The organism is Marinobacter lacisalsi, assembly GCF_042651045.1.
In the GTDB taxonomy this organism is placed as follows: domain Bacteria; phylum Pseudomonadota; class Gammaproteobacteria; order Pseudomonadales; family Oleiphilaceae; genus Marinobacter; species Marinobacter lacisalsi.
Map to the genome: position 1 here is coordinate 160,449 of NZ_JBHSDI010000011.1, position 26,384 is coordinate 186,832.

Annotated in this window: 24 protein-coding genes and 1 pseudogene; 14 read left to right on the forward strand and 11 right to left on the reverse strand. The window is 57.0% G+C overall.

Going from position 1 to position 26,384, the window contains the following annotated elements:
* Nucleotides 1-12 precede the first annotated feature (12 nt).
* From gspL to gorA, 4 genes are all read left to right on the forward strand, one after another.
* Complete coding sequence (gspL, locus tag ACFOZ5_RS08205; RefSeq protein ID WP_379886550.1) at nt 13-1,317, forward strand: type II secretion system protein GspL; 1,305 nt, start codon at nt 13-15, stop codon at nt 1,315-1,317.
* Nucleotides 1,318-1,319: 2 nt separating this feature from the next.
* On the forward strand, nt 1,320-1,847 hold the full coding sequence (gene gspM / locus ACFOZ5_RS08210) for a type II secretion system protein GspM (protein ID WP_379886551.1): 528 nt from the start codon (nt 1,320-1,322) through the stop codon (nt 1,845-1,847).
* 70 nt (nt 1,848-1,917) lie between these two features.
* Entirely contained in the window at nt 1,918-2,583 is a 666-nt protein-coding gene (locus tag ACFOZ5_RS08215; RefSeq protein ID WP_379886552.1) for a GNAT family N-acetyltransferase, read from the forward strand.
* Nucleotides 2,584-2,608: 25 nt separating this feature from the next.
* A complete protein-coding gene (gorA, locus tag ACFOZ5_RS08220; protein WP_379886553.1) occupies nt 2,609-3,970 on the forward strand; it encodes a glutathione-disulfide reductase in 1,362 nt (453 codons plus the stop codon).
* Between the two features lie 39 nt (nt 3,971-4,009).
* Here the strand turns inward: gorA and ACFOZ5_RS08225 are convergent, their stop codons facing one another.
* The 3 genes from ACFOZ5_RS08225 to ACFOZ5_RS08235 form a co-directional block, all read right to left on the reverse strand.
* The gene (locus tag ACFOZ5_RS08225; RefSeq protein WP_379886554.1) at nt 4,010-5,980 is read right to left on the reverse strand and encodes a hybrid sensor histidine kinase/response regulator; all 1,971 of its coding nucleotides are present in this window, start codon (nt 5,978-5,980) and stop codon (nt 4,010-4,012) included.
* Nucleotides 5,977-6,849 carry an ABC transporter substrate-binding protein gene (locus tag ACFOZ5_RS08230; RefSeq protein WP_379886555.1) on the reverse strand — a complete coding sequence of 291 codons (873 nt, stop codon included), beginning with the start codon at nt 6,847-6,849 and terminating at the stop codon, nt 5,977-5,979. Before ACFOZ5_RS08230 ends, ACFOZ5_RS08225 begins: the two co-directional genes overlap by 4 nt.
* Before the next feature lie 129 nt (nt 6,850-6,978).
* Nucleotides 6,979-9,123 carry a TonB-dependent receptor plug domain-containing protein gene (locus ACFOZ5_RS08235; protein WP_379886556.1) on the reverse strand — a complete coding sequence of 715 codons (2,145 nt, stop codon included), beginning with the start codon at nt 9,121-9,123 and terminating at the stop codon, nt 6,979-6,981.
* A 300-nt stretch (nt 9,124-9,423) separates the two neighbouring features.
* On the opposite strand from ACFOZ5_RS08235, the gene ACFOZ5_RS08240 reads away from it, so the two are divergent.
* A complete protein-coding gene (locus tag ACFOZ5_RS08240; RefSeq protein ID WP_379886557.1) occupies nt 9,424-10,143 on the forward strand; it encodes a J domain-containing protein in 720 nt (239 codons plus the stop codon).
* Nucleotides 10,144-10,151: 8 nt separating this feature from the next.
* Here ACFOZ5_RS08240 and ACFOZ5_RS08245 read toward each other — a convergent pair whose 3' ends face one another.
* Nucleotides 10,152-11,147 (reverse strand): bile acid:sodium symporter family protein, encoded by a 996-nt coding sequence (locus ACFOZ5_RS08245; RefSeq protein ID WP_379886558.1) that lies wholly within the window; start codon nt 11,145-11,147, stop codon nt 10,152-10,154.
* On the reverse strand, nt 11,144-11,827 hold the full coding sequence (locus ACFOZ5_RS08250; RefSeq protein ID WP_379886559.1) for a FadR/GntR family transcriptional regulator: 684 nt from the start codon (nt 11,825-11,827) through the stop codon (nt 11,144-11,146). Before ACFOZ5_RS08250 ends, ACFOZ5_RS08245 begins: the two co-directional genes overlap by 4 nt.
* A gap of 128 nt (nt 11,828-11,955) precedes the next feature.
* Here ACFOZ5_RS08250 and ACFOZ5_RS08255 point away from each other — a divergent pair, with 128 nt between their 5' ends.
* Entirely contained in the window at nt 11,956-12,186 is a 231-nt protein-coding gene (locus ACFOZ5_RS08255) for a DUF2789 domain-containing protein (protein WP_379886560.1), read from the forward strand.
* A 15-nt stretch (nt 12,187-12,201) separates the two neighbouring features.
* Here ACFOZ5_RS08255 and ACFOZ5_RS08260 read toward each other — a convergent pair whose 3' ends face one another.
* Together ACFOZ5_RS08260 and ACFOZ5_RS08265 are read right to left on the reverse strand one after the other, a co-directional pair.
* The gene (locus tag ACFOZ5_RS08260) at nt 12,202-12,510 is read right to left on the reverse strand and encodes an Mpo1-like protein (RefSeq protein ID WP_379886561.1); all 309 of its coding nucleotides are present in this window, start codon (nt 12,508-12,510) and stop codon (nt 12,202-12,204) included.
* 103 nt (nt 12,511-12,613) lie between these two features.
* Nucleotides 12,614-13,582, reverse strand: coding sequence for a beta-ketoacyl-ACP synthase III (locus ACFOZ5_RS08265; protein ID WP_379886562.1), 969 nt, complete (start codon nt 13,580-13,582; stop codon nt 12,614-12,616).
* Between the two features lie 314 nt (nt 13,583-13,896).
* Here ACFOZ5_RS08265 and egtB point away from each other — a divergent pair, with 314 nt between their 5' ends.
* The 8 genes and pseudogenes from egtB (at nt 13,897) to ACFOZ5_RS08305 (ending at nt 22,850) form a co-directional block, all read left to right on the forward strand.
* Nucleotides 13,897-15,219 carry an ergothioneine biosynthesis protein EgtB gene (gene egtB, locus ACFOZ5_RS08270; protein WP_379886563.1) on the forward strand — a complete coding sequence of 441 codons (1,323 nt, stop codon included), beginning with the start codon at nt 13,897-13,899 and terminating at the stop codon, nt 15,217-15,219.
* Nucleotides 15,219-16,184: an L-histidine N(alpha)-methyltransferase gene (egtD, locus tag ACFOZ5_RS08275; protein ID WP_379886564.1), complete on the forward strand. Its 966-nt coding sequence runs from the start codon at nt 15,219-15,221 to the stop codon at nt 16,182-16,184. The genes egtB and egtD overlap by 1 nt, the downstream gene beginning before the upstream one ends.
* Nucleotides 16,185-16,240: 56 nt before the next feature.
* Nucleotides 16,241-17,212, forward strand: coding sequence for an ectoine hydroxylase (gene thpD / locus ACFOZ5_RS08280; RefSeq protein ID WP_379886565.1), 972 nt, complete (start codon nt 16,241-16,243; stop codon nt 17,210-17,212).
* Between the two features lie 16 nt (nt 17,213-17,228).
* Nucleotides 17,229-18,389, forward strand: a complete 1,161-nt coding sequence (locus ACFOZ5_RS08285; protein ID WP_379886566.1) for a zinc-binding dehydrogenase — start codon at nt 17,229-17,231, stop codon at nt 18,387-18,389.
* A gap of 143 nt (nt 18,390-18,532) precedes the next feature.
* Nucleotides 18,533-19,996: a malate:quinone oxidoreductase gene (locus ACFOZ5_RS08290; protein WP_379886567.1), complete on the forward strand. Its 1,464-nt coding sequence runs from the start codon at nt 18,533-18,535 to the stop codon at nt 19,994-19,996.
* 345 nt (nt 19,997-20,341) lie between these two features.
* Nucleotides 20,342-20,470: pseudogene (locus ACFOZ5_RS08295) on the forward strand (winged helix-turn-helix transcriptional regulator); the annotation flags it as partial.
* A 123-nt stretch (nt 20,471-20,593) separates the two neighbouring features.
* Nucleotides 20,594-21,004: an ACT domain-containing protein gene (locus ACFOZ5_RS08300; protein WP_379886568.1), complete on the forward strand. Its 411-nt coding sequence runs from the start codon at nt 20,594-20,596 to the stop codon at nt 21,002-21,004.
* Between the two features lie 130 nt (nt 21,005-21,134).
* Nucleotides 21,135-22,850, forward strand: a complete 1,716-nt coding sequence (locus ACFOZ5_RS08305) for a protein adenylyltransferase SelO (RefSeq protein ID WP_379886569.1) — start codon at nt 21,135-21,137, stop codon at nt 22,848-22,850.
* Nucleotides 22,851-23,179: 329 nt separating this feature from the next.
* On the opposite strand, the gene ACFOZ5_RS08310 is transcribed toward ACFOZ5_RS08305, so the two are convergent.
* The 4 genes from ACFOZ5_RS08310 to ACFOZ5_RS08325 form a co-directional block, all read right to left on the reverse strand.
* Nucleotides 23,180-23,578 carry a hypothetical protein gene (locus tag ACFOZ5_RS08310; protein ID WP_379886570.1) on the reverse strand — a complete coding sequence of 133 codons (399 nt, stop codon included), beginning with the start codon at nt 23,576-23,578 and terminating at the stop codon, nt 23,180-23,182.
* Between the two features lie 18 nt (nt 23,579-23,596).
* Nucleotides 23,597-24,475 (reverse strand): RHS repeat domain-containing protein, encoded by an 879-nt coding sequence (locus ACFOZ5_RS08315; protein WP_379886571.1) that lies wholly within the window; start codon nt 24,473-24,475, stop codon nt 23,597-23,599.
* 20 nt (nt 24,476-24,495) lie between these two features.
* Nucleotides 24,496-24,822, reverse strand: a complete 327-nt coding sequence (locus ACFOZ5_RS08320) for a hypothetical protein (RefSeq protein WP_379886572.1) — start codon at nt 24,820-24,822, stop codon at nt 24,496-24,498.
* A gap of 238 nt (nt 24,823-25,060) precedes the next feature.
* Nucleotides 25,061-26,374, reverse strand: coding sequence for a hypothetical protein (locus ACFOZ5_RS08325; RefSeq protein WP_379886573.1), 1,314 nt, complete (start codon nt 26,372-26,374; stop codon nt 25,061-25,063).
* Between the last annotated feature and the right edge of the window lie 10 nt (nt 26,375-26,384).

Consider the following 26,384-nt stretch of genomic DNA (forward strand, 5'->3'; position numbering starts at 1 on the left):
AGGACGCATGCTATGTCATATCATCTCTACGCAAGACCGGTGCCTGCTGACGCCGACAGCCCTGATGGCGAACTGCGTTTCGACTGGGTGCTGCTGGACGCGAGCGGCGACCTGCAGAGCACGGGGCTGAGAGAGACCCGGGAGACTATCGAAGACACCCTGAGTCAGAACTCCCTGGACGGGGTTCGACTTGTCGGCCTGATACCCGGGGATGAGGCCCTGTTCTGTTTTGCGGACATCCCGGCCAAGCAGGCACGTTTCATACGCCAGGCCCTGCCATTCGCGGTTGAGGAGCAGCTGGCCCAGGACGTGGAGTCGGTGCATCTGGCCCTTGGCGGGCAGGGTGCCGACGGTGACGGCTACCGGGTTGCCGCCATTGATCACCAGCGCATGGCGTTGTGGCTGAACAGGTTCCTGGACTGGGAAGGCGCGGAGCTGGAAGCCATCTACCCGGATGCCGCCCTGGTGCCACTGAAGGACCACGACTGGGCCATCTGTCTCGGTGACGACATGGCCTTGCTGGCGTCGCGGCGTGGAGAGTGGATGACCATGCGGGCCGATAACCTGGCGGTGTTTGCCCAGACCCTGGCCATGCCCTCGGAAGATGAGGTGGCCGCCGAGGTACAGGTCGTGGTTTACGGGACCGACCAGGCCTTTACCACGCACGAAGAACTGATATCCGTGCTGGTTGGCACACCACGCCTGAGTGTCCACCGTGAGCCTATGGAAGGGTCGGCATCGGAGTTGCTGGCAAGCGCGCATTATCACCACGCGGTTGACCCCATTAACCTGTGTCAGGGCCAGTATGCCCCCAGCAATAGCGAGGGCGGCGCGTTCAGGCCCTGGCGACCGGCCATCGCCATCGCAGCTACCTGGTTCGTCCTGCTGATAGGCAGCCAGCTGGGCATGGGCTACTACCACAACCAGCAGGCTACATCGCTGGAGAGTCAGGCCATGGCCATCTACCACCAGGCCTTTCCGGATGACCGGCGGGCTTCACCCCGCAACGTCCGCCGCATGGTCGAGGCGCAGATGCGTATTGCCGGCGAGCAGGGCGGTGATGCCGGCTTCCTGCCACTAATGAAACATACCGGTCAGCAATACCAGCAGTTGGCAAACAACCAGTCGATGACATTCAATTCCGTCAATTACACCAGCTCCCGGGGTGAACTGGTGGTGGATGTGCGGGCGGACAGCTATGAAAAGCTCAATGCCCTTCGGTCCAGCATTGCAAACCAGGGGCTGGAGGCCAGCGTCGGTTCCGTGGTCAATGACTCAGAGGGCACCCGGGCCCGTCTGACGGTATCAGGAGGTTAACCGTGATCAGCAAACTGAAGGAAAACCCGTCGGTCAAACGAATGATCACGCGCTACGATCACCTGCCACGTCGCGATCAGCAGGCACTCAAGCTGATGATTCTCGCGGTATCGGTAGCCCTGGTCTATTTTGTCATCTGGCGGCCTGTAGACCAGTATCAGGACCAGGCCCTGTCGGATCGACAGAACGCAGCTGAACTGCTGGCGTGGATGCAGGAAAACCAGGTCACCATTCGGGAGTTGTCCGGTAACAAGGGCAGCGCCGGCAACAACGCACAAAAGCCGGCCGATGGCAGGGCACTGATGGCAACCGTCACGTCCACTGCCCGCGAAGCCGGGCTGAATCTGCAGCGGTTCGAGCCCAGCGGTGACGATGCCATCCGGGTTTGGCTGGAGGACGTACCTTTCACCAAGGCCGCCGCCTGGCTTGAAAGCCTGAGCAGTAAGCATGGCATCCTTATCGATCAGGCTGCCCTGGACCGCCGTGAAACCCCCGGCATTGTGTCGGTTCGCCTCACACTGGCAATCTGACATGAGATAGGACAAAGTACCGCTTACTATTCCTGAAACGCCCAATGGAGTCCCTGCGATGGCAGAAGGCATGGCAACGACTGAAAAAACCAATAACAGTGTTCGTGAACCATCCCTTGTCCGACTGGACGAAAGTGCCTTCAACGAGGCCAAGTCCATCCTTTATCAGGCCTACCGGCATGAGCCCACTTTTCAGTACCTGTTCGATCACCGCAAGCCCGGGTATGACAAGCGGGTTCGGGCCACCATACGGGAATTGCTCAACCTTTATTTCGAGCTGAACCAGGAAGCTATCGGTGTAATGGCCGACAATACCCTGGTGGCGGTGGCCTTCATTGGCGAGCCGGAACTCCGGCTGAATCTGGCGGAGCAGCTCAGCTGGCGTCTGCGCATGGTCATGACCGCCGGTTTTGCGTCTACCCGGCGGTATCTCGATTATCACGAAAAGATTCGCGCCATGCTTCCTGGCAAGGGAACTTACCAGTTGCCCTTGATGGGAGTGCAGCCAAAGTATCAGAATCGCGGTTTTGGCCGCCTGCTGCTGTCGGCGGTGGAGAAGCTCTGCTCCCAGAACCCCCGCGGTAATGGCCTGGTACTCGATACCGGCAACAGTCGTTACCTGCCGTTCTACGAGTCGGAAGGGTTTCGCAGTCTGGGCACCATCAGGCTTGGTGACTACGAGGATTTTGTATTGTTCAGGGATGCGGACGCGCCACCGTTGGCTGCCAGTGAATAACCTATTACCTTGAACAGGAGTCCACGTGTCAGAATCCCGGGATTTTGATCTTATTGTTATTGGCGCCGGTTCCGGCGGTGTTCGTCTGGCCCGCATGTCCGCCCAGCGGGGTGCTCGGGTCGCTATTGTTGAATCCCGTTACCTCGGCGGTACCTGCGTCAATGTGGGGTGTGTGCCCAAGAAGCTGTTTGTCTACGGCGCCCATGCCGGCGAGGATATCGAGGACGCGGCAGGCTATGGCTGGCATGTACCCCATGACGATATCCGTTTTGACTGGCCAACCCTGGTCGCCAACAAGAACGCCGAGATCGAGCGCCTTAATGGCATCTACGGCCAGCTTCTCGAAGGCGCCGGCGTTACCATTATTCAGGGCACGGCATCGCTGAAGGACCCCAACACCATCGCGGTTGGTGACCGGGAACTGACTGCCGGCCACATTACCGTGGCCACCGGCAGCTGGCCGGCCACGCCTGACGTCCCCGGTCGGGATCTGATTCTCTCTTCCAACGAGATGTTCTACCTGCCTCAGCTGCCCCGGGAAGCCGTGGTGTGGGGTGGTGGTTACATTGCCGTTGAGTTCGCCGGTATCCTCGCGGGGCTGGGTGTGGAAACCACACTGATTTACCGGGGTGAACTGTTCATGCGGGGCTTCGACGATGATATCCGCCGGTTCCTGGTGGGTGAGCTTGAAAAGAAGGGCATCCGCCTGCGGTTCCAGACAACCATCAATGCTGTTGAAGAGTCAGACAGCGGGTATTCCATCAGCCTGTCTGATGGCAGCGTGATGGAGACCGGGCTGGTGCTGGCCGCCACCGGACGTCGTGCTCTCACCGATGGTCTGGGTCTGGAAGCGCTTGGCATCGAGTTTACGACATCTGGTCATATCCGGGTGGACGAGGGCTTCCGGACCGCTGTCCCCAGCATCAGTGCCCTGGGTGACGTCATCGGCACACCCCAGCTGACCCCCGTGGCGCTGGCCCAGGCCATGGTGCTGTCCCGCCGCCTGTTTGGTGATGGCGAGGGCGAGATGGACTATCGCAACATCCCGACCGCCGTGTTCTGCCAGCCCAATATTGGCACCGTGGGCCTGACCGAAGCGGAAGCCCGGGAGGCCGGCCACGCCGTGGTGATCTATCGTTCCGAATTCCGGCCGATGAAGCACACCCTGAGTGGCCGTGATGAACGGAGCCTGATGAAGCTCGTGGTGGATGCCGATACCGATCGGGTACTGGGTGCTCACATGGTCGGACCGGACGCCGGCGAGATCATGCAGGGCCTCGGGGTTGCCCTGAAGTGCGGCGCGACCAAGGCGGATTTCGACAGTACGATCGGTATCCACCCAACGTCGGCGGAAGAGTTCGTCACCATGAGGACGCCGGTCGCCTGACGACGGCGCTCTGCCCCGGGTTTGTCGATCATCCGGACGTTAAAAGGGTACCCAGCGGCTTAGCACCAGGCGTAGCTGATGCTTGCGTACCGGTTTCGCCAGGTAGGCATTCATGCCGGCTTCCAGGCACGCATCCTCGGTGCCTGGCAGGGCGTCGGCGGTCAGCGCGATGATGGGTACCTGGCGGCGGCTTTCCCGGCGTTCCCACTCCCGGATCGCCTGGGCCGCAGTAAAGCCGTCCATGACCGGCATATGGCAGTCCATCAGTATCACGGTGTAACGGCCGTCCTGGTCGGTAACCAGCTCCACCGCCTCCTGTCCATTGCTGACCGCTTCGGCGTCAAAACCGAGCCGGTCCAGCAATGTCCTGGCAACCCGCTGGTTAACCAGGTTGTCCTCAACCACCAGGGCCTTGGGCGCCGGGCGGTTCGTTGTGCCTTCCGGCCGGGCTGCCATATCCGGTCCCGGCGGGACCTCGCCCACCTGGCTGGAGGCGCAAGGCAGGTCGAAGGGCACCTCGAAGCGGAAGCTGGAGCCCTCGCCGGCATGACTGGTCAGCCCCACATGGCCGCCCATCAGCTCGACCAGCTTCTGCACCAGACTCAGGCCTATGCCGGTACCACCGGTGGGGCGTGACGGGGAGGAATCCAGAAGCTCAAAGCTGTTGAAGACCCTGGCCAGTTGCTCGGCAGGTATACCATCGCCACCATCCTGGACCTCGCAGGTGATAAATACACAGTCATCCGCTTCCTGGTGCCAGTCCATGACAATGAGCACCTGCCCGTCGTTGGAAAACTTGATGGCATTGTCCAGCAGACTGGCCAGCACCTGGCGATACCGGACTGCATCGCCGGCTACCTCCGGGTTGTCGGGCCAGGGGCCGGTCCTCGAGAGCTTCAGGGTCAGGCCATGTTCCTCGGCGGTATGACGAAAGCTGGCCAGGCAGTTTTCAGCCAGCTCCACCGGATTGAACGGGCGGTTCTCGAGCAGAAGCTTGCCCTGGTCCAACCGTGATACGTCAAGGATGTCATTGATCAGGGTGAGCAGGTCTTCCGTGGACTGCCTCGCTGTGTTCAGGTAGTCGGCCTGCCGCTCCGACAAGGTTTCCTCTGACACCAGGTCCACCATGGCGAGTACACCGTTCAAGGGTGTGCGCAGCTCATGGCTCATCAGTGCCAGAAACTCGGATTTCGCCTGACTGGCCGACTCCGCCTTTTCCCGGGCACCTTCCGACAGGGCCAGGGTCTGATCCCGGGATTCCTGAAGTTGCGACAGGTTCCTGGCAAGCTGGTTGAGGTTGTCTTCCAGCTCTGCGACTTCCACCACCCTGGCCCGGGTGGGCTCTATTTCCTGGTAGTTCCGGTGGTTCATTTGCTCAACGCGATGGGTCAGGGCCCGGATGGGCTCCAGCAACGTTGCGGATATACGGTTCACCAACAGCAGGGTGAACACCAGCAGCGAGATTCCCACAACGCCGGAGGTCAGCAGGATGTCTGTGCGTCGTTCCGTCAACTGCTGTTCGCTGACGGCCACCTCTACCGAACCAACCCGCACCGCTCCCGCAGACATCCGGAAATCGGGTTCGAACCACTCGACACTGCTGTTACCGCCAAGCTCCACAGGCTGCTGCAGAATGTCGGCGGTGAAACGATGTACCCCGGGACGTGGTGTTTCCTCCCCTGGCCATCGCTCGATGTTCTCTCCGCCGATAAACCCGACCTCGTGCCCCATTACGTCGGTCACCCGTATCCATTCCAGGGAACTGCCGGCCATCGCTTGATCGAGAATCTCATCGAGTATGTTGTGGTTCCCCGCCAATACGGCGTATTCCAGGGCAGGGGCCAGGTTATCGGCCAGTTTCTGGGTCGAGTCAAACAGGTCCTGCCGGGCATCGGACAAGCGGGCATTGGTGAAAAACACCATCAGCCCTACGAACATCAGAATCGCGGGAATCGCACCCAGCAACAGTAGCTGGGTTCCCAGGCTGCGTTGACCGTTAAGGTAGGTCATTGCGCTTCCCCCGAAGGAGCCCGCTTGAGCATCCGCTTGACTTCCTCAATGATCCGCTGAGTGTCTGGCAGGGGAATGTTCAACGATCGTGCTACCTGTCGGTTAATCTCGATACTGAAATCGTCCGGGTAGGCGGAGGCAGGGAGTTTGCCATTACGTTCCCACTCGCGGATATATCGGGCAGCCGTTTCCGTGTAATCGGCCAGCGGTACATAGGAGGACGCCAGCACGCCAGCCCTGACAAACGCATGGCCCGGACCAATAACCAGCCGGTTACGACGATAGGTAGTCAGTAGTATGTGCTTGATGGTACGAGCGTTATAGATGGCTTCATCCGGCGTGGCCAGCAGGAAGTCACCGAAACCAAGGGCACGGTTCAGGGCCGGAATCAGGGCATCTTCACCGGAAACCAGAAAAACCCTCGCCTCGATGTCGTAATAGGCCAGCTGTTCAATAAGGGTGTCGTAGCGACTGGCTTCTCCCGGCCTTGCCAGCAGTGCCATACGCGATGCCTGGGGCAGTATCACCCGGCCAATCAAAGCCTGGCGGAGCAGGGGAGGATCGTAGAAGATCGCGGATACAGGTGCAGAGTGATCACTGGAGATTCCTTCCAGGTAGGATCGTCCCACCAGAAGGGCGAGTATGGGGCGGTGGGTATCCTGTTCGATAACCTGATTAAGGGCCTCCTGCCCCAAAGTGATCACTGGTCCTGGCGGACCCTCAAAATTACCCAGTGAACCGTAGGAACGAATATCGATGCGGCTGCCGAGTTGTTCCTGAAGCAGTTCCTTGAAGCGCAGGTTAAACGTCGGGTTGGCAGAGCCCTGAAGGTAGACCACCGTGGCGTGAAGTGGCAAACCAAACACCATCAATACCGCCAGAACAAAACACCTGGCCCACCGGTGTCGGACTGGTCGCTGGTGTGCTCGTCTGAAACGGGGAATACTGCTGCCCATACCCATCCTGGTTATCCTCGGTTACCGGTCCGGCCTGAGATTTCAGAAACGGACACCAGCTTCCAGGAAGAACTGATTGCGATCCTTGTAGTTATTATCGCGGCTCAATAACGGATTGTCGTTGAGATAATGGTGCATGATCAGCGCGATATCGTAACTAAGGTTAGACCTGTGAACGGTTTTTGCCAGCCGGAAATCCGCCCGCTGATAGGGGCCGGAGCGAAATTCATCAGCGACATACAGGGCCAGGGCGGTATTCCAGTCAGCCGGGTAGCGCTGGATCCAGGCCACACTGCCGGAATGCCGGACACTGAGTCGACTCTCCAACCCCAGTATTTCCTGTTCCTGACTGGTCGTTTTACCATCGTTGGCAATGTACTCACTGTCCTGATCCAGATAACCGTAACTCAGGCGCAGTCGGGTGTCGCCGAGATCGAGTGCCGTTTCCAACTCGATCCCCTGCTGGTCAATATCGACCCGGTTGCCCAGGTCAAACCCGGAAACGTTGATTTCCCCTGCCACCAGGTCTCTCAAGTGATCGTAGAAATAACGAATCTCGCCTGAGAAAATCCCTCTTCCAAGCCGGAACTGTCCGTAATAGCTGACCTCGTGGCTGGTTATGCGCTCTTCATCAAGATTACCTCCAGCCTTGGCATAGAAGTCGGAGAAGTCACCTGGCGTCCGGGCATCAAATTCAGCGTCAACCCGCTGGTCTTCCAGAAAATCGTAGGCGGAAGGAGTGACGTTTTCCGGTTGGTAAGCCCAGTCAGCACGCTGTTCCAGTGCATCCGGGGTACGAACGGCCTTTGAGTAGACCAAACGAAGGGTCTGGTTTTCCGTGACATGAAAATTGGCCGCCATTCTGGGTGACAGGTAGTTTTCATCCATCAGCGACGAATGCTCCCAGTTGGCACCGGCATTCAGAGTGAGCCAACGCACGGGGGTGTACTCGAGGTTGGCGAACACCCTGGACTGATAGATATTGCCGCTGCCACCGAAGAAGGTCTCCGACTCGTAACCGTCGTCCCGGTAACCGATGCCCGATACCAGCCGGACATCCGGGGTGGCTTCCCAGGTGTCCTGTAATTCGAATTCCAGACGCTGTTGTCTGGAATCCTGATTCAGACGCATACCAACACAGGGCGTTGTCGCGTTTCCATCCAGGTCGATACAGCTGTTCCAGCTCTGATCACGATCATAGCGCTGAAAACTGCTCTGGAACTCAATCAGGTGGTTTTCTGCTCCGGTAAAGCCGTAACGGGCCTGCAGGTAATAATCCCGGACCTCTTCATCGGGATTGTCCTGAATGCCGAAATCGTCACCCAGTTTGTCGGGGTCGTCCTCGTCAACACCGTCGGTCACACCCGCCCGTATGGCCACCGAGTGGTGTGGCAGGGGCTGTACGACACCGTCGTAATAAAACTGGTTGAACTCGAATCCATCACGAATCGGCGTTTCGGCAAAGTTGTTGTCGCTATCGCGCTGGTAATCGAACCCGTCCGACTGTCGTTTCTGCCAGGCCACCCGCCAACTGTAGGCGTCGTCAGCGCGGCCATGGTAAGCCGTGTAGTTGCGGATGCCCAGGTCACCGCCCTTGAAGGAGAGGCCGCTGCCGGCTGTGTTCTCGGGCGAGAGGGTGATAATGTTGATAGAGGCCAGGAAGGCATTGTTGCCGTAGGCGGCTGAGTTGGGGCCGCGGCTCACTTCAATGCGGTCGATGAGCTCCAGGGGCACCGGCATGGCGTTCCAGTCAACATCCGCGAGACTGGGCTGGTACCCTGTGCGACCATCGATCAGCACCTGAAGGCGACGCTGCTCGTAGGCCACGGTGCCATGATAGCTGACCACGGGCTGGTTACTGCCCACGGATGCGACCGTCATGCCCGGCACCAGCCGGAAGACATCCGCCAGCGACAGCATACCCAGATCGCGGATGGTTTCTCCGGAAATCACGGTTGTGGTACCGGGCACCCTTGCCTTGGGCTGGCGCAGACGAGTGGTGGTCAGCACCTCTGGCACGGTGTAGATATCGTCATCGGAAAGTCCGGTGGAAGCGCCCATGCCAAGCCATGGCGCCGGTGGAGGCTGATCCTCCGCCTGGGCCAGGTATGGCAGGCTGAAAGCCAGGGCAATGACTGATATCGTCAACTTGTCAGGTGATACATCCAAACCACGAACTGTTTTCATGTCGCCGGGGCCTTGCTGAATCGGTTCAGTGTGGTTTACTCGCCATGACGTCGATCACAGAGGAGCGAAAAGCCCATGCCAGCTTCCTGATCGCAGGATGACTATCCTCGATATTATTCTAAGATTAGTACAGGAGTTGGCATGATATTCAGAACGGTGAACATTAACGCATTGTTAGCAACTTTGCAGTAAAGCCCCATGTAATGCAAGACTGGCAAAGCAAGCAAAACACAGGCGCTGAAGGTCACCAACGTTATTCACGACAGGCCTGAGAGTCTGTTAGCAGGAGTATCCTGATCAATGAACTGCTGGGAAACACTTGGCATCGAGCCGACCCGGGACAGCACGCAAATTCGCGATGCATTTGAGCGCCAGAGCAAGTTCGCCGATGGCGAGGAAGCCAAACGCCTGGAGGAGGCCTACCACCAGGCAATGGGGGAGGCTGGTCATCAGGTTGTGAGCGAGCCCGAGCGGCAGTCTGAACACAACGATGGGCATGCCTCTGATCCCTCCACCTGGCAGTCCCAAAGCCGCAGTGCGCCATTGGATGCCACCGGCCGGCAGGTGGTGCGGGAAGTGGTCATCCAGGTCAATGCCATGCTCAACGACAGCGCGCGCCTCAACGACGTAGCCATCTGGCGGGCAATATTGACCGAGCCGCCGGCGGACCAGGAGGCTCTGCGGGCTGCCATCGGTGAGGAACTGGAGCCGAAATTGAGACCGCTGGCGGAAGAGGCCGAACTGGCGGCTCCGGTGGCGCGTTTCCTGGGTGACTGGTTCGGCTGGTATGGCATGACGGACGCACTGGAGCGAGAGGCCCGGAAAGACGAGCTGACCCTGGATGATGCCGGGCGCTACCAGGGCATCAACTTTCCTGACAGCGACGGCTCCGAGGGGGCGGAAAACAATGGCCAGCAACGTCCCCAGATGACGAACTTCTGGCCGGCCGTCATTGGCTGGATTGTCGGCATTGTCATACTGACCAGCCTGTTCGGGGCCATGACCGGCGGCGGGGGCTGATTCGCTGTTTATTCCGGTGGCTCAGCCGAGCCGGCCTCGATCAGCCGCCGGTAACGCTGAGCCAGCATTGCGCCCACAATGACCTGAATCTGGTTGTAGCACATGATCGGCAGCACGATCATGCCAAAACCCGGGTGGCCCGAGAACAGCACCTTCGCCATGGGCAGGCCTGATGCCAGGCTTTTCTTGGACCCACAGAACACCACCGCTGCCTCATCCTCCAGGCTGAAACCAAAACGCCTTACCAGCAGGTGGGCCACCAGCATGAAGAACCCCAATAGCAGGAAGCACAACACAACCGTCAGACCAATAGCGGTAACTGGCAGCTGCTCCCAGAGGCCACTGACCACAGAGTGGGAAAACGCCGAGTAAACGATCAGCCAGATCACACACTGGTCGTATCGGGAGGCCAGGTTTTCATGGCGGGCCAGGAACCCCCCCAGCCACGGGCGCATGGCATGTCCCACCGCAAACGGCAGCAGCAATTGCAGCACAATATCCCTCAGCGCCTGCAGAACCGAAAACTCCCCACCACCAGAAGTGCTGACCAGCAGGATCAACAGAAACGGGGTCAGCATCATGCCAAACACATTGGATGCCGCCGCACTGCAAATGGCCGCCGGTACATTGCCCCGGGCCATGGCGGTATAGGCAATCGAGGACGACACCGCCGAGGGCAGTACCCCCAGGTAGAGAAACCCAAGCCCCAGATCTTCCGGCATCCATTGCGGCGCTATACCACTGAGCTCGTTAATGGGCAGAACGGCCAACGGAAAGAACACAAACGTGAGGGCGGTGATCAGGATATGCAGGCGCCAGTGGGTGGCGCCATCCACAATCTGTTGGCGGGACAGTGCTGCGCCGTGCAGGAAGAACAGCAGCCCGACGGCAAGCGTACCGATGACCGACAGGGTTTGCGCCAACTGGCCGCGAACCGGCAGGAAACTGGCCAGTACGATAGCGCCCAGCAGCAACAGGGTGAAAGGATCAAGCCTGAGCTTCACTGTTCCCGACCTTTCAGTGCGCCCAGGCTGGGCTCCAATAGTGCCCGGGCCTGGATGGTTGCCCGATCAGCATTCTGCTGTCGGATAGCCGCCAGTAGTAATTCGTGGTCTTCCTGGGAGGGTTCCGGTAGTTCGGCATCGGTTTCCGTGCGTTCAATGGTTTCCGCCACCGACTGCGCGAAGTAGCGGTACATCTCGAGCAGGGGAGGGTTGTGGGCTGCCTCTACCAGAGCGTGATGGAAACGTTCATCGTGGTGAACCCGGGCGGTCAGGTCATCACCTGAACGGGCGCGGTCATCCAGGGCTGCGGTCATGCGTCGCAGGTCTTCTTCCGTGCGACGGCGAGCGGCAAGGCTGGCCGCTTCTGTTTCCAGCATGATGCGAACTTCCAGTTGGTCCTGCAGGCGCGAGCGGGCAACCCGCCGCAGGGATTCGCCAGGATCACGGATGGATCGAACGTAGGTGCCATCACCCTGACGGGTCTCCAGCATCCCCACATGGGCCAGCACCCGGACGGCCTCACGCACCGTGTTACGGCTTACCCCCAGGGCTTCCGCCAGCTCGGCTTCAACCGGCAGGCGTTCGCCGACCGGCCATTGGCCATCCTGTATTGCCGACCTCAGGCTTTCGATGGCGGTGTCCACCAGGGACCCGCGCCGAATACGATGTAACTGGACCATACCATCATCCCTTCATTGGACATCCAATCATCCTATGATTGGTTGTGTAGTTCAACCGGTTTCGTTCAACGGATTTGCGTCTACACTACAGGTAAGAATTTCACGAACTTTTGCGCAGGAGAATATCTATGGACCAGGCTGTGCACACACTGTCCGAGCTGTTCAAACAACTGGGGTTGCCGGATGATCACGACTCTATCGAACGTTTCATCGACACCCATCGCCCCTTGCCGGAAAGCACACGCCTTCCCGATGCCGAGTTCTGGAACGACAGCCAACAGCGGTTCCTGAAGGAGGAATGGGACGAAGATGCCGACTGGGCCGAACTGGTGGACACCCTGAACAACCGGTTGCGATAACGGCCGACCGGCTTTTCAGAAACGGATCCGCCCGATCAGGATATCCCGGAACATCACCCAGTCGCCCATCAGGCTGTACAGGGGGTATTTGAAGGTGGCGGGTCGGTTCTTCTCGAAAATGAAGTGGCCCAGCCAGGCAAAGCCGTACCCGATCACCGGTATGGCAAGCAACCAGAGCCAGGCTTCGGTAATCAGCACGCCTGCCAGTACGGCCAGCACCAGCACACTGCCGACAAAATGCAGACGGCGGCAGTTTCTGTTCCGGTGCTCGTCCAGGTAATAGGGGTAGAATTCAGAGAATGACTCGAATCGCTGATTAGCCATAATGGCCTCCGTCAGAGCTGTTGTTATAGTTATGACAGCAGTTTAATGGAGGCGGTCAGAGGATCTCAACAGCTACGATCTCAACAAATACGAGAGACCAAAATCAGTAACGGAGCAGAACAGATCCCCAGGTAAACCCACCCCCGAACGCTTCCAGTAACACCACCTCATTCTTCTTGATCCGGCCATCCCGGACCGCCACGTCAAGGGCCAGGGGTATGGATGCCGCAGAGGTGTTGCCATGCTTGTCGACGGTTACAACCACCTGATCCATGGACATGTTCAGCTTTCTGGCGGCTGCCGAAATAATCCGCAGGTTGGCCTGGTGAGGCACCAGCCAGTCCACGTCGGACTTGTGCATGCCACTGGCGGCCAGGGTTTCGTCCACGATACGACCCAGGGTATTCACCGCCATCTTGAAGACTTCGTTGCCCTTCATTTCGATGAACGCCTTGCCCGCCTTGACCTGTTCGTAGTTGGACGAAATGCCACAGGGAACGTGCAGCAGGTCTTCATAGCGTCCATCGGCGTGAATATGACTGGACAGGATGCCGGTCTCCTCGCTGGCCTCAAGAATCACCGCGCCGGCACCATCGCCAAACAGTACGCAGGTGCCCCTGTCTTCCCAGTCCACGATCCTTGAAAACACTTCCGAGCCTACCACCAGCACCTTCTTGCTGGCGCCTGTGCTTACGAACTTTTCAGCGGTGGCAAGGGCATAGACAAAACCACTGCACACCGCCTGGATATCAAACGCAGGGCAGCCATTGGCGCCAAGCCGGGCCTGCAGGATGCAGGCAGAACTGGGGAAGATCTTGTCCGGGGTTGAGGTGGCAAATACGATCAGATCAATCTCTTCAGGCGCTATGCCTGCCGCTTCGATAGCCCGCCAGGACGCCTGTTCAGCCAGATCCACTGCGGTCTGGCCTTCGGCGGCAACATGCCTTTGTGCAATGCCGGTTCTTTCCCTGATCCACTGGTCGGTGGTGTCGACCATGGTTTCCATGTCTTTGTTGGTAAGAACTTTTTCCGGCAGATAGGACCCCGTACCGGTAATTCTGGCGTATGGCATGCGTGACGTTTCCCGGGATTGCAAAATGATGTAAAGCCTAATGTTATGGCAGCATCCTACACTGTATCAACGGCTCATGGTTATTAGCGATTTGTCAAAGAGGTCAAAAGGTCAGGTTCGCGTCACCAATCTGTGCGCCAGAACATGAATGACAGGCAACTTGACCATTCCGGGGCGGCGGGCCTTTACTTGAATCAACCCTGTCGGTTGTCGGACATGAATCAGGCGCAGCTGACAGTGGTCCTTAACGCACTCCGGTTGTTGGCCATTTCGATGGCTACGGGCAGGCCCACAAGTGACCAGAGAGCGCAGCCATGTCCCACGCAGAACCGTTATACCCGGTCCCGGCTGAAGAGCCCAACGCGCCGGAAGACTGGCTCGAATCCTTCAGAAACGTTCGTGCTGTCACCGAGCAACTGTGCAGCCCGCTGCAAACGGAAGACTACGTCATCCAGAGCATGGACGACGTCAGCCCTCCGAAGTGGCACTTGGCACATGTCAGCTGGTTCTTTGAGGCATTCCTGCTGAAGCCGTTCCTGCGGGGCTATGTTCCGCTGAACGAACAGTACGATCATCTGTTCAATTCCTACTACGAAACCCACAGTACACCCTTTCCCCGCGCCAGCCGGGGAATACTGTCGCGGCCAACGGTGGAAGACATCTACCGTTACCGGCACTACGTGGACGAGGCCATGGGGCTGCTGCTGAGCAATCCGCCCGCCCAGCATAGCCGCACGATTGCCGAACGGGCCTGCCTGGGTATCCAGCACGAACAGCAGCACCAGGAACTGCTGGCCATGGACATCAAGCACATCCTGGCCCAGAACCCCATGGGGGCGCTGTATTCCGATGCGCTCAAGACTCCCCCCAGACAGCGTCCGGTAGGCATGGGGTGGCGCCGTTACGAGGGCGGTTTGGTGTCGATCGGAGTAGACGACACCAGCGCAGACTTCGCTTTCGACAACGAGCGCCCGGCCCACCGTGAGTATCTGGAGCCGTTCGAGCTGGCAACCCGGCCCGTAACCAACCAGGAATACGTTCAGTTCATGGAGCAGGGCGGATACCACGACCCGGCATTCTGGCTGTCCGACGGCTGGCAACTGCTGAAGCAAACCCGCTGGGAGGCGCCGCTGTACTGGCAGCGGCGGGATGGCCACTGGTGGCATTTTACCCTCACAGGCTGGAAACCGGTGGATCCCCATGCGCCGGTGTGTCACGTCAGCTACTACGAGGCAGAGGCCTTCGCCCGCTGGGCCGGAGAACGGCTACCCACTGAAACCGAGTGGGAGCATGCCGCAACATTTACCCGGAACTGGAACGGCCATTTCCTGGAAGACGGCTATCTCCAGCCTGTGGCTCCGGAACCCCCGACCGAATTCCAGCGTGGCCTGCCGCTGCAGCTGTTTGGCGATGTGTGGGAGTGGACCGGCAGCGCGTACCACCCCTATCCGGGCTTCCAGGCACTGCCCGGCAGCCTCGGCGAGTACAACGGCAAATTCATGTCCGGCCAGATGGTGCTGAGGGGCGGGTGCTGTGCCACCCCGGCAAGTCACTTCCGGCCTACCTACCGAAACTTCTTTCCACCATCGGCCCGATGGGCCTTTTCAGGATTCCGGCTTGCCAGGGAGGCCCTGTAATGAACGCAACGGACATTCATTTCTACGACCAGTTACTGGACGGTGACCACCCGACCATGGCGCAGGAGGTGGTCGCCGGACTGATGGCCAAACCCAAGTTCTGTTCGCCAAAGTTCTTTTATGATCATAAGGGTTCAGAGCTTTTCGAGAAAATATGTCAACTTCCGGAGTATTATCCGACCCGTACCGAGGAGGCGATACTCCGGCAGGCCGTGCCGGAAATCGCCGAGCTTGCCGGCGATAACGCCACGCTGGTCGAGCTGGGCAGTGGGGCGAGTCGCAAGGTCCGGCTGTTGCTGGAATCACTGTCGGTGCAATGCTATCTCGGTGTCGATATTTCCCGTGACTTCCTGATCAGCAGCACCCGACGTCTGGCAGCCGACTATCCGTGGCTGGAAGTGCATGCCGCCTGCGCGGATTTCACCCGGGGTCTCTCACTGCCGGAGGCTATCCGCCCGGAACAACTGGTTGCATTTTTCCCCGGCTCAAGCATCGGCAATTTCACACCGCAAGCGGCGGAACGCTTCCTGACAAGCCTGCACGGGTGCTTACCCACCGGCAGCGGCCTGTTGGTCGGCGTTGACCTTCTCAAAGACCCCCACCTTCTGGAAGCGGCCTACAATGATGCCGAGGGCATTACCGCTGAATTCAACCTGAACCTGCTGGACCGGCTGCGACGGGAGCTGAAACTGGACATCCGCCGGGAGCGTTTCAGCCACCGGGCCGTGTTCAACCAACGACAGTCACGGATCGAGATGCATCTGGACAGCCGGATTTCCCAGGTGTTAAGCCTCAATGGCCAATCGATTCGTTTCAGGGAAGGGGAGTCGATCCACACCGAAAACTCCTATAAATACACCGTTCCCGGCTTCCGGAACCTGGCCAGCCGTGCTGGTTTCGAAAGTTGCCGGGTGTGGTCGGATGACGAGGGGCTGTTCAGCGTCCATTACCTGGTATCGACCTGAACCTGCCTGCTGCATGCGTTGAAGCCCATATACCCCACGGTAAAGGAGTCTGCCCTATGACCAACTTCCAGGATCCATTTCCTTCACGGCTGAAAGAGACTGCTGAGCCCATCGCCCCCTTCCTGAGGAAGGACCCGGTGATACATTCCAGAAACCAGTTCCGGTGGGAGGGGCCGTTGGACGAAACCGCCCTTTCACGGTATGAACGGGACGGATTTCTCTGGTTTGAAGGTTTCTTCAATCAGGAGCGCATGGAGCCGTTTTTTGGCGAGCTCAGGGAGATGGCCAACAACAAGGAGCTGATGGAGTCGGAACAGATCATCAACGACCCCAACACAGGCGAGATCCGGTCCGTTTTCGCCATGCATCAACTGTCGGAAAAGTTCCACCAACTGACCCGTGATCCACGTATCCTGGGCATGGTCCGGCAATTGCTCGGCAGCGAAGTCTACATTCACCAGTCACGGATCAACGACAAATTCGGTTTTGAAGGCAGTGGCTTTAACTGGCATTCCGATTTCGAGACCTGGCATGCGGAGGACGGCATGCCACGCATGCGCGCGGTCAGTGCCTCACTGATGCTGACCGACAATAATGAGTTCAACGGGCCACTGATGCTGATTCCCGGCTCCCATCACTATTTCGTACCTTGCATAGGGGAGACACCGGACAAGAACTGGAAAGATTCGCTCAAGACCCAGCGTCTGGGCGTCCCGGACCAGACTGCGCTGGCCAGGCTCGCCGACCGGGGCGGCATCCAGGCACCGAAGGGCCCGGCAGGTTCATTGTTGCTGTTTGAATGCAACACACTGCATGCTTCCAACAGGAACATGTCCCCCTGGCCAAGATCTAACCTGTTTTTCGTCTACAACAGCGTCGAGAACACCCCGGGCGAGCCCTATGCGGCGAAACACGAGCGGCCCGAGTTCCTCGCGACCAGGAAGAGCTTTGAACCGCTGACCATGTACGATGACTTTCCCGATCTTGCAGGCCAGGGCGTTGCGCCGTTAGGGTTCAGGGAATCGTAATCGGAGGTGCCCCAACATGAACCAGAACGCTATCCCGGAAACCATGAAAGCCATGGTGCTGACCGGCCATGGCGATGTCGATAACCTGGTTTATCGAGAGGATTTCGCCACACCCACACCGGGTCGTGGCGAAGTGCTGGTAAAGGTGACGGCGACCGCCAAGAACAATACCGACCGCAAGGCCCGCGAGGGGCTGTACCCGACCAAAGACAAAGGCGATGTAACCTCCTTCGCCATGGGCGGCGAGCCAACGCTGACATTCCCCCGCATTCAAGGGGCAGACATCGTAGGCCGTGTGGTCGCGGTCGGTGAGGGCGTTGATGCGGCCCGCATTGGTGAACGCGGGCTGCTGGATTTCAACCTGTATCCCGATAGTCGGCGGGACATCAACCTGACGCCGGATTACTACGGCCATGGCGCCGACGGCGGCTTCGCCGAATACGTGGCCCTGCCGTCAGACCAGTTTCATCACGTGCCCAACCCGGAGCTGGCCGATGCGGAACTGGCGTCCATGGGCATGTGTTCCTACCAGACCGCCTACCACATGATGACGTCTGCCGGTATCAAGTCCGGAGAGCGGGTACTGGTCACCGGTGCCAGCGGTGGGGTCGGTACCGCCCTGATCCAGCTATGCCGCATCGTGGGCGCCATACCCTATGCCCTGAGCCAGCAGAGCAAGGCAGACGCCCTGAAGGAGCTGGGGGCCGAGGCCGTACTGGATCGCTCGGATATGGACAACTTCGAGGATCGTGTCAAAGCGGTGACCGGGGGCGACCCGATCGATGCGGTGATGGATCTGGCCGGTGGAGAGATGACCGACCGTTTTATCGACACCATGATCTTCGACATGAAGTCACGCAAAGACTACCCGAGACTCAGCATCGCAGGCGCCAGTGCCGGCAACCTTTCAGAGATCATGTGGACCCGTATCTACCTGTACCAGGTCCAGATATTCGGTGTCTCCCATGGCACCCGCGAAGAAGCGGAACAACTGGTGGAGTGGATCCGCAGCGGTCAACTCAAACCGGTCCTGCACGCTGCGTTCAGGCTATCGAAGCTGCACGACGCAGAGCGTTATTTCGTCAATCGCGGCAGTGGTTACCTGGGCAAGATCGTGATTGTGCCGGATTCGGAGTGGGCGGAGCATGGTCAGGCATTCGGATTATCCGCTGGCTGAGCGTCTGGTCCGTATCGTTCACGGTTGAGAGCAGAGACAGGGGTCAGGGTCCGTTTTTCCGTGTTGGCTCCGGGCATGGTACCTTCAGGCCATACGAATCTGATGTTTCACGTCAGTAAAGCGGAGTCTGACAGGTAGAGCTTATGAACGTAACCATCATTGGCGCAGGGATCATGGGAACCACCTTCGCCGTTCTGGCGAAAGAGTTGGCCCCAGAACTGGATATCACCCTTCTTGAACGACTGGACGGCCCCGGGGCCGGGAACTCTTGGGTCTTCAACAACGCTGGCACGGGGCATGAAGCAAACTGCGAACTGAACTACACCCCGGTGGATGAAGAGATCATTTCCGTTGAAAAAGCACTGAAGATCCATGCCCAGTTCAACGTGGCCAAACAGTTCTGGGCGTATCTGATAGACAAGGGCGCCATAACCGACCCGACAACGTTCATCAACCAGACCAGACACTGCACCATTGTTTCCGAACCGGCCATTGAAGAGCTGCGCCTGAGATTCAGGGAAATGTCCGCTCACCACTTTTTTGAGCAGATGCGCTACTCGGAAGACTTCGACGAAATCAAGAGCTGGATTCCGTACACGATGGAAGAGCGGCCGCGCCATGAGAAAATGGCGGCGACCATTGTGGAAACCGGAACCGACGTCAACTTCGGCGCACTGACAGAACAGATGGCCCGGCACGCCGCCGATGACCTGGGCGTGAAGATCCACTACGGCACCCACGTCAAGCGCGTCCACCGTAGCCCCGCCGGAAGCTGGCTTGTGGAAACGGAAAGCGGTGGAGTTGCCACTCAATACAAAGCCGATGTGTTGTTCGTGGGCGCCGGCGGCGGCGCATTTCCCATCCTGAAAAAGAGCCACTTGCCGTTCGCAAAGCGGTTTACCGGCTTCCCGGTGGGCGGGCGCTTCCTGCAGGCTCCGATCAGCGCGGAACAGGCCGACCAGTACCGGGCCAAAACCTATGGCAAGGCCAAGGTGGGAGCGCCTCCCATGTCGGTACCGCATCTGGATCTGCGGGTTGCGGATGGCCAGTACTATTTGCTGTTTGGTCCTTTCGCCTCATTCAAGCCGGTTCTTGAGAAAGGCCGTGGATTTGTGGACTACCTCAGGTCCATGCGCCTGCATGACATTCCGGGCCTGCTGAACGTCGCCATGGAGCACTTCCCCCTGGTCAAATACCTGGTATCGGAGACCTTCAAGGGCGAAAAAAGCATGTTCGAGGAACTGGATAGCTTTGCGCCGGGAATGAGCAAGAAATTCGACTGGAAGCCGGTTGAAGCAGGCCAGCGCGTGCAGATCATCCGGGATGGCGATTTGCAGATGGGCACCGAGATCCTGGTATCCAAAGATAAAACCTACGGCACCATACTGGGCGCATCACCAGGCGCATCGGTTTCACCTGAGGTGATGTTGCGTAGCCTGGAGCAGATGCTGCCAGATATCTTTTCCAATGAACAAGCCGAGAAAAAGAAGAAAGAAATTTTCCCGGAGGACAGCCTGGAAATCCTGGCCAAAAATCCTGAGCGGTATCGGGAGATTCGTGATGCGGTCAACAAGCGGCTGGGGATAACCCAGACAGCGTCCCGCTGACGTCGACGTTAATCAACTGCGATCCTGAGGAGCAAGCAAACGGAACCGATTCCAAAACCCACGCCCCAAGTGGGTAGAGGGGGGGCGGTGAAGGGCATCCTCCCCCTTGAATCAATGTCCCAGTACATCGGTTTCGTTTTTCTTGGCGTTTTTCTCCTTCTTTTTTTCCTTGGCGGTTAAAAGCGGTTTCTTTTTCGTATCTTTTTTTCTGTCTTGGCTTTTACTCATGCGGTCTGTCTACCTCTGACTGCGAGTGATTTGGCATTAGCGCTCTGTCGGATGCCCATGCTTTCAACATTCAGTATGAACCCAATTTCGAATAACTGATAGGTACGCAAGGAGAGCTTTCCGGAAGTTCCGCCACGCCCCGAATATTCGCTGACCAGGTCGGGTAAGAAACTCATTGAAATTATTCAGCAGATACAGGACCTTGATGTGGAACTAAGCGAGACAGGTGGATCGTCTGCAAGGTAACCTGGCCGGCCGGCCAAAGCGCTGTTCCGAAAATACAACAGTGTTGAAACCACCGGACCAAAGGAGCAAAGTCAGTAACCATGAACCCTATCCCCAAGACATTTGGTTAAAGGACAGTCAGACATGAACCGCTCACAGTTTCTCCAGGATTTGATCAAGCAGCTCTCGCCAAAACTGGATTTGACGACCTATGTCTACTGCACTGTGCCGCGCGCAAAGTATGGTGAACTGGAAAAGCTCAAGCCCATTGTCAGCATTGCCGAACTGGAAGGTCTTACCCTGGTGATTCCTCTGGAACAGGCCAAAGCCGAAGGCCTGGATTATTATAGAATCTTCCGCCGCATTACGCTGGAAGGCCATTCCAGTCTTGAAGCTCTGGGGCTTACATCCGTGGTAACAAGCCTGCTTGCCGAGCGCGGCATAACCACCAACGTCATTGCAGGGTTTTATCACGACCACATGTTCGTACCCAGCGATCGGGTTGATGAGGCCATGGAAGCGCTAAAGGACCTCAAAAGCAAACCCAATGGGTAGAGCGGTAGGCTGGACATCGTGATGGACAATGTTGACCGCCTGATTCGCTGGCACTGCAAATGCCACCTCAAGCAACGCTGAAAGCGTCTTTCGCTTTCAGCATCATCTGCCCGACGCAAGAGGAGTCCCCATGATAAACCGACATCACCGGGAAACGCCCACTACTATCCGGACCCTCGACGATCTCGCACCGTTGGCAGACTATTCATTCATGGACACGCTCCACAGCGATCCTGAGGGGAAAGCAAACGGAGCCGACCACGCGCCAAGACAGGTCTTCTCGGGCCATTATGTTCCGGTCAAGCCCACGCCCATCGAAAATCCCGAGTACGTTTCCCACGGAAAAAACCTGTTTCGCGAACTGGGCTTTGCTGACAGCCTGGCGCAGTCAGACGATTTCGTCCGCATGTTCTCCGGCGACTTATCCCGGGTTCCGGAGCCTCTGCGCAACGTTGGCTGGGCCTGTGGCTACGCACTTTCCATCTACGGCAATGAGTTTTATCAGCAATGCCCGTTCCAGACCGGCAATGGCTACGGCGACGGTCGTGCTATTTCCGTGCTCGAGGCTGTCATCAATGGGCAGCGCTGGGAAATGCAGTTGAAAGGGGCAGGGCGCACACCCTATTGTCGCGGCGCGGACGGCCGGGCGGTTCTGCGGTCCAGTGTCCGGGAGTTCCTGGCTCAGGAGCATATGCACGCGCTCGGTGTGCCCACGTCACGGTCCCTGAGCCTGTACGTATCGAAAACCGAGCAAGTCAGACGTCCGTGGTATTCGGAAGGCTCACGCTCAATAGATCCCGATATTCTTGTGTCCGAGCCTGTTGCCATCTCCACGCGTGTTGCACCGTCGTTCATCCGGGTAGGGCAGCTCGAGCTATTCAGTCGTCGTGCCCGCAAGGAGGAACACCCGCAGGCGATGGAGGAGCTCGAGAAACTCGTCCTGCACCTGATTGACCGCGAGTACAGTGACGATATCGACCGGTCACTGGCCACTGCCGAAAAAGTCGTGCTGCTTGCACGGGAGTTCCGAAGCCGGCTGACATCACTTGTGGCGAACTGGATCCGGGTTGGTTACTGCCAGGGGAACTTCAACAGCGATAACTGCGCGGCCGGCGGCTTCACGCTGGATTATGGACCCTTTGGTTTCATTGATTTGTTTGATCCGCAGTACCAACCCTGGACGGGTGGCGGAGCTCACTTCTCGTTCCTCAACCAACCATTGGCGGCAGAACGTAACTTCTACTCGTTCTGTTCAGCGCTACGGCCTTTGTTGACGGCGCGCGAGGACGATCTGCGGCAGCTCGATGAGATTCAGAGCGGCTTTCCGAAGGTGATGCAGGAACAACTGGAGAAGATGTGGGCGGACAAACTTGGGCTTGAGGCGTTTGACGAGGCCTTGTTCGTCGATCTTGCAAAACTGATGATGCAAACGACTGTTGATTACATCCTGTTTTTCCGGGAACTGTCTTCGTTGCCCGACGACATTGGGCCAATCAAAAAGAGCTTCTACAAAGGCCGGACCTATGCTGCAGACCCGGACGGGATAGACAGGCGCTGGTCAGCGTGGCTTACGAAATGGAAATCGCTCACTCAAACTCGTTCTCGTGAGGAGCTTTCAAGTCAGATGAAGCGGGTCAACCCGAAGTACAGTCTTAGGGAATGGTTCGTTGTTCCTGCCTATCAGCAAGCCGCAGCCGGGGACTATGCCTTGCTGCGAGAACTGCAGGAGGTCATGACTCAGCCATACGCGGAGCAAACCGAGGACGTGGAGAAGAAATACTACCGGCTGAAGCCGCTGGAACTCTTTAATGTTGGAGGATCGTCGCACTACAGCTGCTCGTCGTGACCGGCATCGTTCTGCATGCGTCTGCGCAGCAGCCGCATGCAGATGACCGGTTTCCGGAGCTGGCTGCTGGACGACCACACAAAGTACTAAATCTCTGCGGCCGAAAATCAGAAAGTTACGGCACAATTTCCACACGAAGTGCTAAACAAACTTAAAGTAAATTCTAGAATAACGGGCCGATTTCAGTTTCCACACAATGTACTAAATTGGTCGTCCGGCTCAAAAGCCGGATTTTTCTGGGGGATTACCGCGTAAGCCGGCAAACTCTAATGACGCAGGCACCGATTTCAGGGGATGGTTACAGGAGCGCCTGAAACTAAGGTGCTGGGTTAGAGTTGCTCGTTTATTCTAACAGGACGATAAATTGGCTTTGTGATCCTCAAGTCTACCAATCCACAATTAACAAAAAATTTAACTTTATTTTTAATGCGATCAACACTATCAATCTTGTAAGTAGAGAACCCTTTCCAAAACCCTGGCGAATGATCAAACGCCTCCAAACAATCAAGCTGTCTAACTACAAAATATGACTGCTGGTTCGTTGTAAACTTCAAATCACTTTCATGAAGCCTGGCCTTGAGATGGAGCCATAGGACATCTAAAACATCACTATTCTTTTGAAAATCACCTTCAAATTGAAGGTTGGCGAAAAAACCCATATTGACGGCGTCACCGTCAATATGGGAAGTAAAATTTACACCTTCAATCAGTGCATAGTATTTCGGCACTGCTTTATCCTTCTATTGTTACTCAGAGTTTTCCGACGAATTCCCTTCCGAATCGACACCTGGCTGGGATTCTGCTGCCTGCGTGCGCTTCACAATATCATCCCATGATACTTCATTGCCGTTAGGATCAAGGTATCGGTCACCACCACTAGTTAGATAAGTAGTCGGATCTATTATTTCTACTCCATTCGCAAGATGATCAAGACCAATACCCAGACCCATTAAAGCACTTCCCAAAGTTCCCCAGAATGTATGTCCCCTCAAGCCTTCAGTTTGATAATGAGGGTTACCGGTTGAGCCGTCGGCTAGTTTGTGTCCTTTATGCTTTAACACCTTGCGGTTCCCAGCGGCGGCCCTTTCAATCTGTTGAGCCGCTTGTCTGCTATCAGCATGAACATTCTCACCTTGTAGCCTGGCCCGAACCGCCCGTTGTTTCGTTATACGACCAAGCTCCTTTGATCCTGAGCCAATAAGTCTAATTAAGGTTGCTATCTTTCCTGCCCGTCCATCGGGGTCAACGAATTTATAAGGACTGTTGTTGGCATAAGCATATCGATTAAAGGAATGGATATTACTTTCTTGCCACTTAACGGGATCGATAGCTGTAAAACGACCGATTGAAGAAGTATACCAGCGCGCTTTGTGATCAGCGAGACCGGTTGCCTCGTCTAACCAATTACCGGTGTAGCCTCGCTCATCAGTATTCTGGGTTAGCTTAAAGCCCCATGGATCATATGCCTGTTGCCAGACCACAGCCCCGGTGTCGTCAGTTGCTGCTATTGGTGATCCTAGATAGTCATTGTGGTAATAGGTCACCACTTCAGCTGCGCTAACAGGTAGTGAAGCAAGAATCGTAGCTGCCAGCGCAACAAGTACTTTAGCGTAGATGGTTTTCATGATGCGGTCCTCCTTGACTATTACTGGCCGACGGTGGCAGTGTCTTCGACAACTTTCGCCGCGACCTGCGAGTCCACGTAGATGTACTCTTTGAAACCTGCTGAAAGGTCGTATTCGCCCAGCAGATCGCCATTTTTCAGATAGAGCACGTCGGTGAAATCCGTAGAGGACGCCCGACCGACCCGGGTGTTTGTACCATCGTAGATGTAGTCGATGATGTCGGATCCATTGTCGACGGAGGCGAGGTTGTTTGCCCCATCGTAGACCATGATGTTGGGGCCATCGCTAGTCATGTTGCCCCGAGCATCGTGGGCAATGACGTAGTAGAAGGTAGGGAAGAAGCTCATTGAAATTATTTAACAGATACAGGACATTGATGTCGAATTAGGCGGGACAGGTGGAACGTCTGCAACGAACATTACTAAAGAGAGGTTGGATTTAATAGCGGAGGAAAGATCGATGTGATTCGCTGGGGTGATGGTTCCTGGCAGCGACTTGATGAGCCTGACTTTGAGAGCGTTATGTTGGTTGCGGAGGTTGAGGAATCAGACCTTTCAGAACTTTTGGGAACTAGGTGGGACTTCGCTAAAGGAGGCTTCCAACCAATGAAAGATATCCTACGCAACAAATTGACAGCAGCAGAGCGAACCCGGCATGGAGCCGTAAGCTGACCTTATAAGGACTCAGTCCGATTGACGAAGCTGCTGCAATAGCGCTGATTGAAACTGGCGATATGAGCTGTGAAATCACGAACATGGCTATCCACCAGTGATACTGAATGACGTTGCCGACAGTGGAAACTGAGTGAAATATGGGGAAAAAGGCTGTGAACAAAACCATTGGGTGTATGCCACAGACTGAAAGCAGAGGGAGGGCCGAAACAATCACAAGCGCTTGAACGGGCGTTATCGATAGTACGCCAGATGCTCCCTCAACAGCACCCTGCAGAAACAGCGAACCCTCAGTCGAGTTCAACGCCACAAAAAGCGTGCCGCAGGCGATGAACATCAGTATTTCAGCGCTTGAGTTATTAACTGCCTCCCCGGCATTGGCTATTAGGGCTTTCAGCCCTTGCGCGTGGATCGTTGAAAGCGCTCCGGACAGGGAGACTGCCAGTGCTACAGCCGTAACAGTCGCGAGTCCGGCTACGAATTTCGCGCCAATTAAGATGCTGACGAACAAGCCAATCAATCTGTAGAGCCAACGAAGGTCAGTCGACCCAGGTGAAGGAACCTGCTTTTCACTTCCGGCCCCCGAACCACGCAAACACGTCAACATCATCATCGCAGCCGCCAAAGGGATGCCGACCACTACAGCCTGGCCCCAGTTTAGATCCGGAAACATCAAAGCAACGGCGGCGGCGCCAACGGTCGTTGGTGCGATAAACATCGTCGAGCCAACTGACCGCATGGCTATACGAACATGGTCCCGATGGTCGAGCTGAGTATTCCGCGTAAGAGTGCCAACCAGCGGCACTACGGCCAAACTCAGCAAGAAGGTAAGCGATGAATACAAAAGGAAAAGGGGGAAGGGGGACTCCCTCAACCTCGGCTGCCCTAACACCTGCTCTATGACATGCGAAATATTCTGGCTAACCAGGTACTTTCGAAGAATGCCGATGCCTAACAAGAGGAGAATCACCGACGAAAACCGGGTGGCACCTGCAGCTGGGTCGAAAGGGGTATTCAGAACCGTGTAGGAGATGGCTGCCAGCCCAAATAACGCAAGGCCCCAGCCGGCAGAGCTTTTCCTCATCCAGGTGGATAGGCTTAGCAGTATTCCGCCGCCCACAGACGCCAAAGTAACGGTCTTCGCCCAGGCACTTTCTGGCGAAACCCCTATGCTTAATAGTGCCACCCAGCAACACGCTGCAAAGCCTACAACGGGCTGAGATTTCACTACCAGGTTT

Bases quoted from the DNA above. Each gene is read 5' to 3' on its own strand.
- ACFOZ5_RS08255 (WP_379886560.1), top strand. From the start codon at position 11,956: ATGGACCAGGCTGTGCACACACTGTCCGAGCTGTTCAAACAACTGGGG.
- egtD (WP_379886564.1), top strand. From the start codon at position 15,219: ATGAACGCAACGGACATTCATTTCTACGACCAGTTACTGGACGGTGAC.
- ACFOZ5_RS08260 (WP_379886561.1), bottom strand. From the start codon at position 12,510: ATGGCTAATCAGCGATTCGAGTCATTCTCTGAATTCTACCCCTATTAC.
- ACFOZ5_RS08320 (WP_379886572.1), bottom strand. From the start codon at position 24,822: ATGAGCTTCTTCCCTACCTTCTACTACGTCATTGCCCACGATGCTCGG.
- egtB (WP_379886563.1), top strand. From the start codon at position 13,897: ATGTCCCACGCAGAACCGTTATACCCGGTCCCGGCTGAAGAGCCCAAC.
- ACFOZ5_RS08215 (WP_379886552.1), top strand. From the start codon at position 1,918: ATGGCAACGACTGAAAAAACCAATAACAGTGTTCGTGAACCATCCCTT.
- ACFOZ5_RS08285 (WP_379886566.1), top strand. From the start codon at position 17,229: ATGAACCAGAACGCTATCCCGGAAACCATGAAAGCCATGGTGCTGACC.
- thpD (WP_379886565.1), top strand. From the start codon at position 16,241: ATGACCAACTTCCAGGATCCATTTCCTTCACGGCTGAAAGAGACTGCT.
- ACFOZ5_RS08265 (WP_379886562.1), bottom strand. From the start codon at position 13,582: ATGCCATACGCCAGAATTACCGGTACGGGGTCCTATCTGCCGGAAAAA.
- ACFOZ5_RS08235 (WP_379886556.1), bottom strand. From the start codon at position 9,123: ATGAAAACAGTTCGTGGTTTGGATGTATCACCTGACAAGTTGACGATA.
- ACFOZ5_RS08230 (WP_379886555.1), bottom strand. From the start codon at position 6,849: ATGGTGTTTGGTTTGCCACTTCACGCCACGGTGGTCTACCTTCAGGGC.
- ACFOZ5_RS08250 (WP_379886559.1), bottom strand. From the start codon at position 11,827: ATGGTCCAGTTACATCGTATTCGGCGCGGGTCCCTGGTGGACACCGCC.
- ACFOZ5_RS08240 (WP_379886557.1), top strand. From the start codon at position 9,424: ATGAACTGCTGGGAAACACTTGGCATCGAGCCGACCCGGGACAGCACG.
- gspL (WP_379886550.1), top strand. From the start codon at position 13: ATGTCATATCATCTCTACGCAAGACCGGTGCCTGCTGACGCCGACAGC.
- ACFOZ5_RS08300 (WP_379886568.1), top strand. From the start codon at position 20,594: ATGAACCGCTCACAGTTTCTCCAGGATTTGATCAAGCAGCTCTCGCCA.
- ACFOZ5_RS08225 (WP_379886554.1), bottom strand. From the start codon at position 5,980: ATGACCTACCTTAACGGTCAACGCAGCCTGGGAACCCAGCTACTGTTG.
- ACFOZ5_RS08315 (WP_379886571.1), bottom strand. From the start codon at position 24,475: ATGAAAACCATCTACGCTAAAGTACTTGTTGCGCTGGCAGCTACGATT.
- ACFOZ5_RS08305 (WP_379886569.1), top strand. From the start codon at position 21,135: ATGATAAACCGACATCACCGGGAAACGCCCACTACTATCCGGACCCTC.
- ACFOZ5_RS08290 (WP_379886567.1), top strand. From the start codon at position 18,533: ATGAACGTAACCATCATTGGCGCAGGGATCATGGGAACCACCTTCGCC.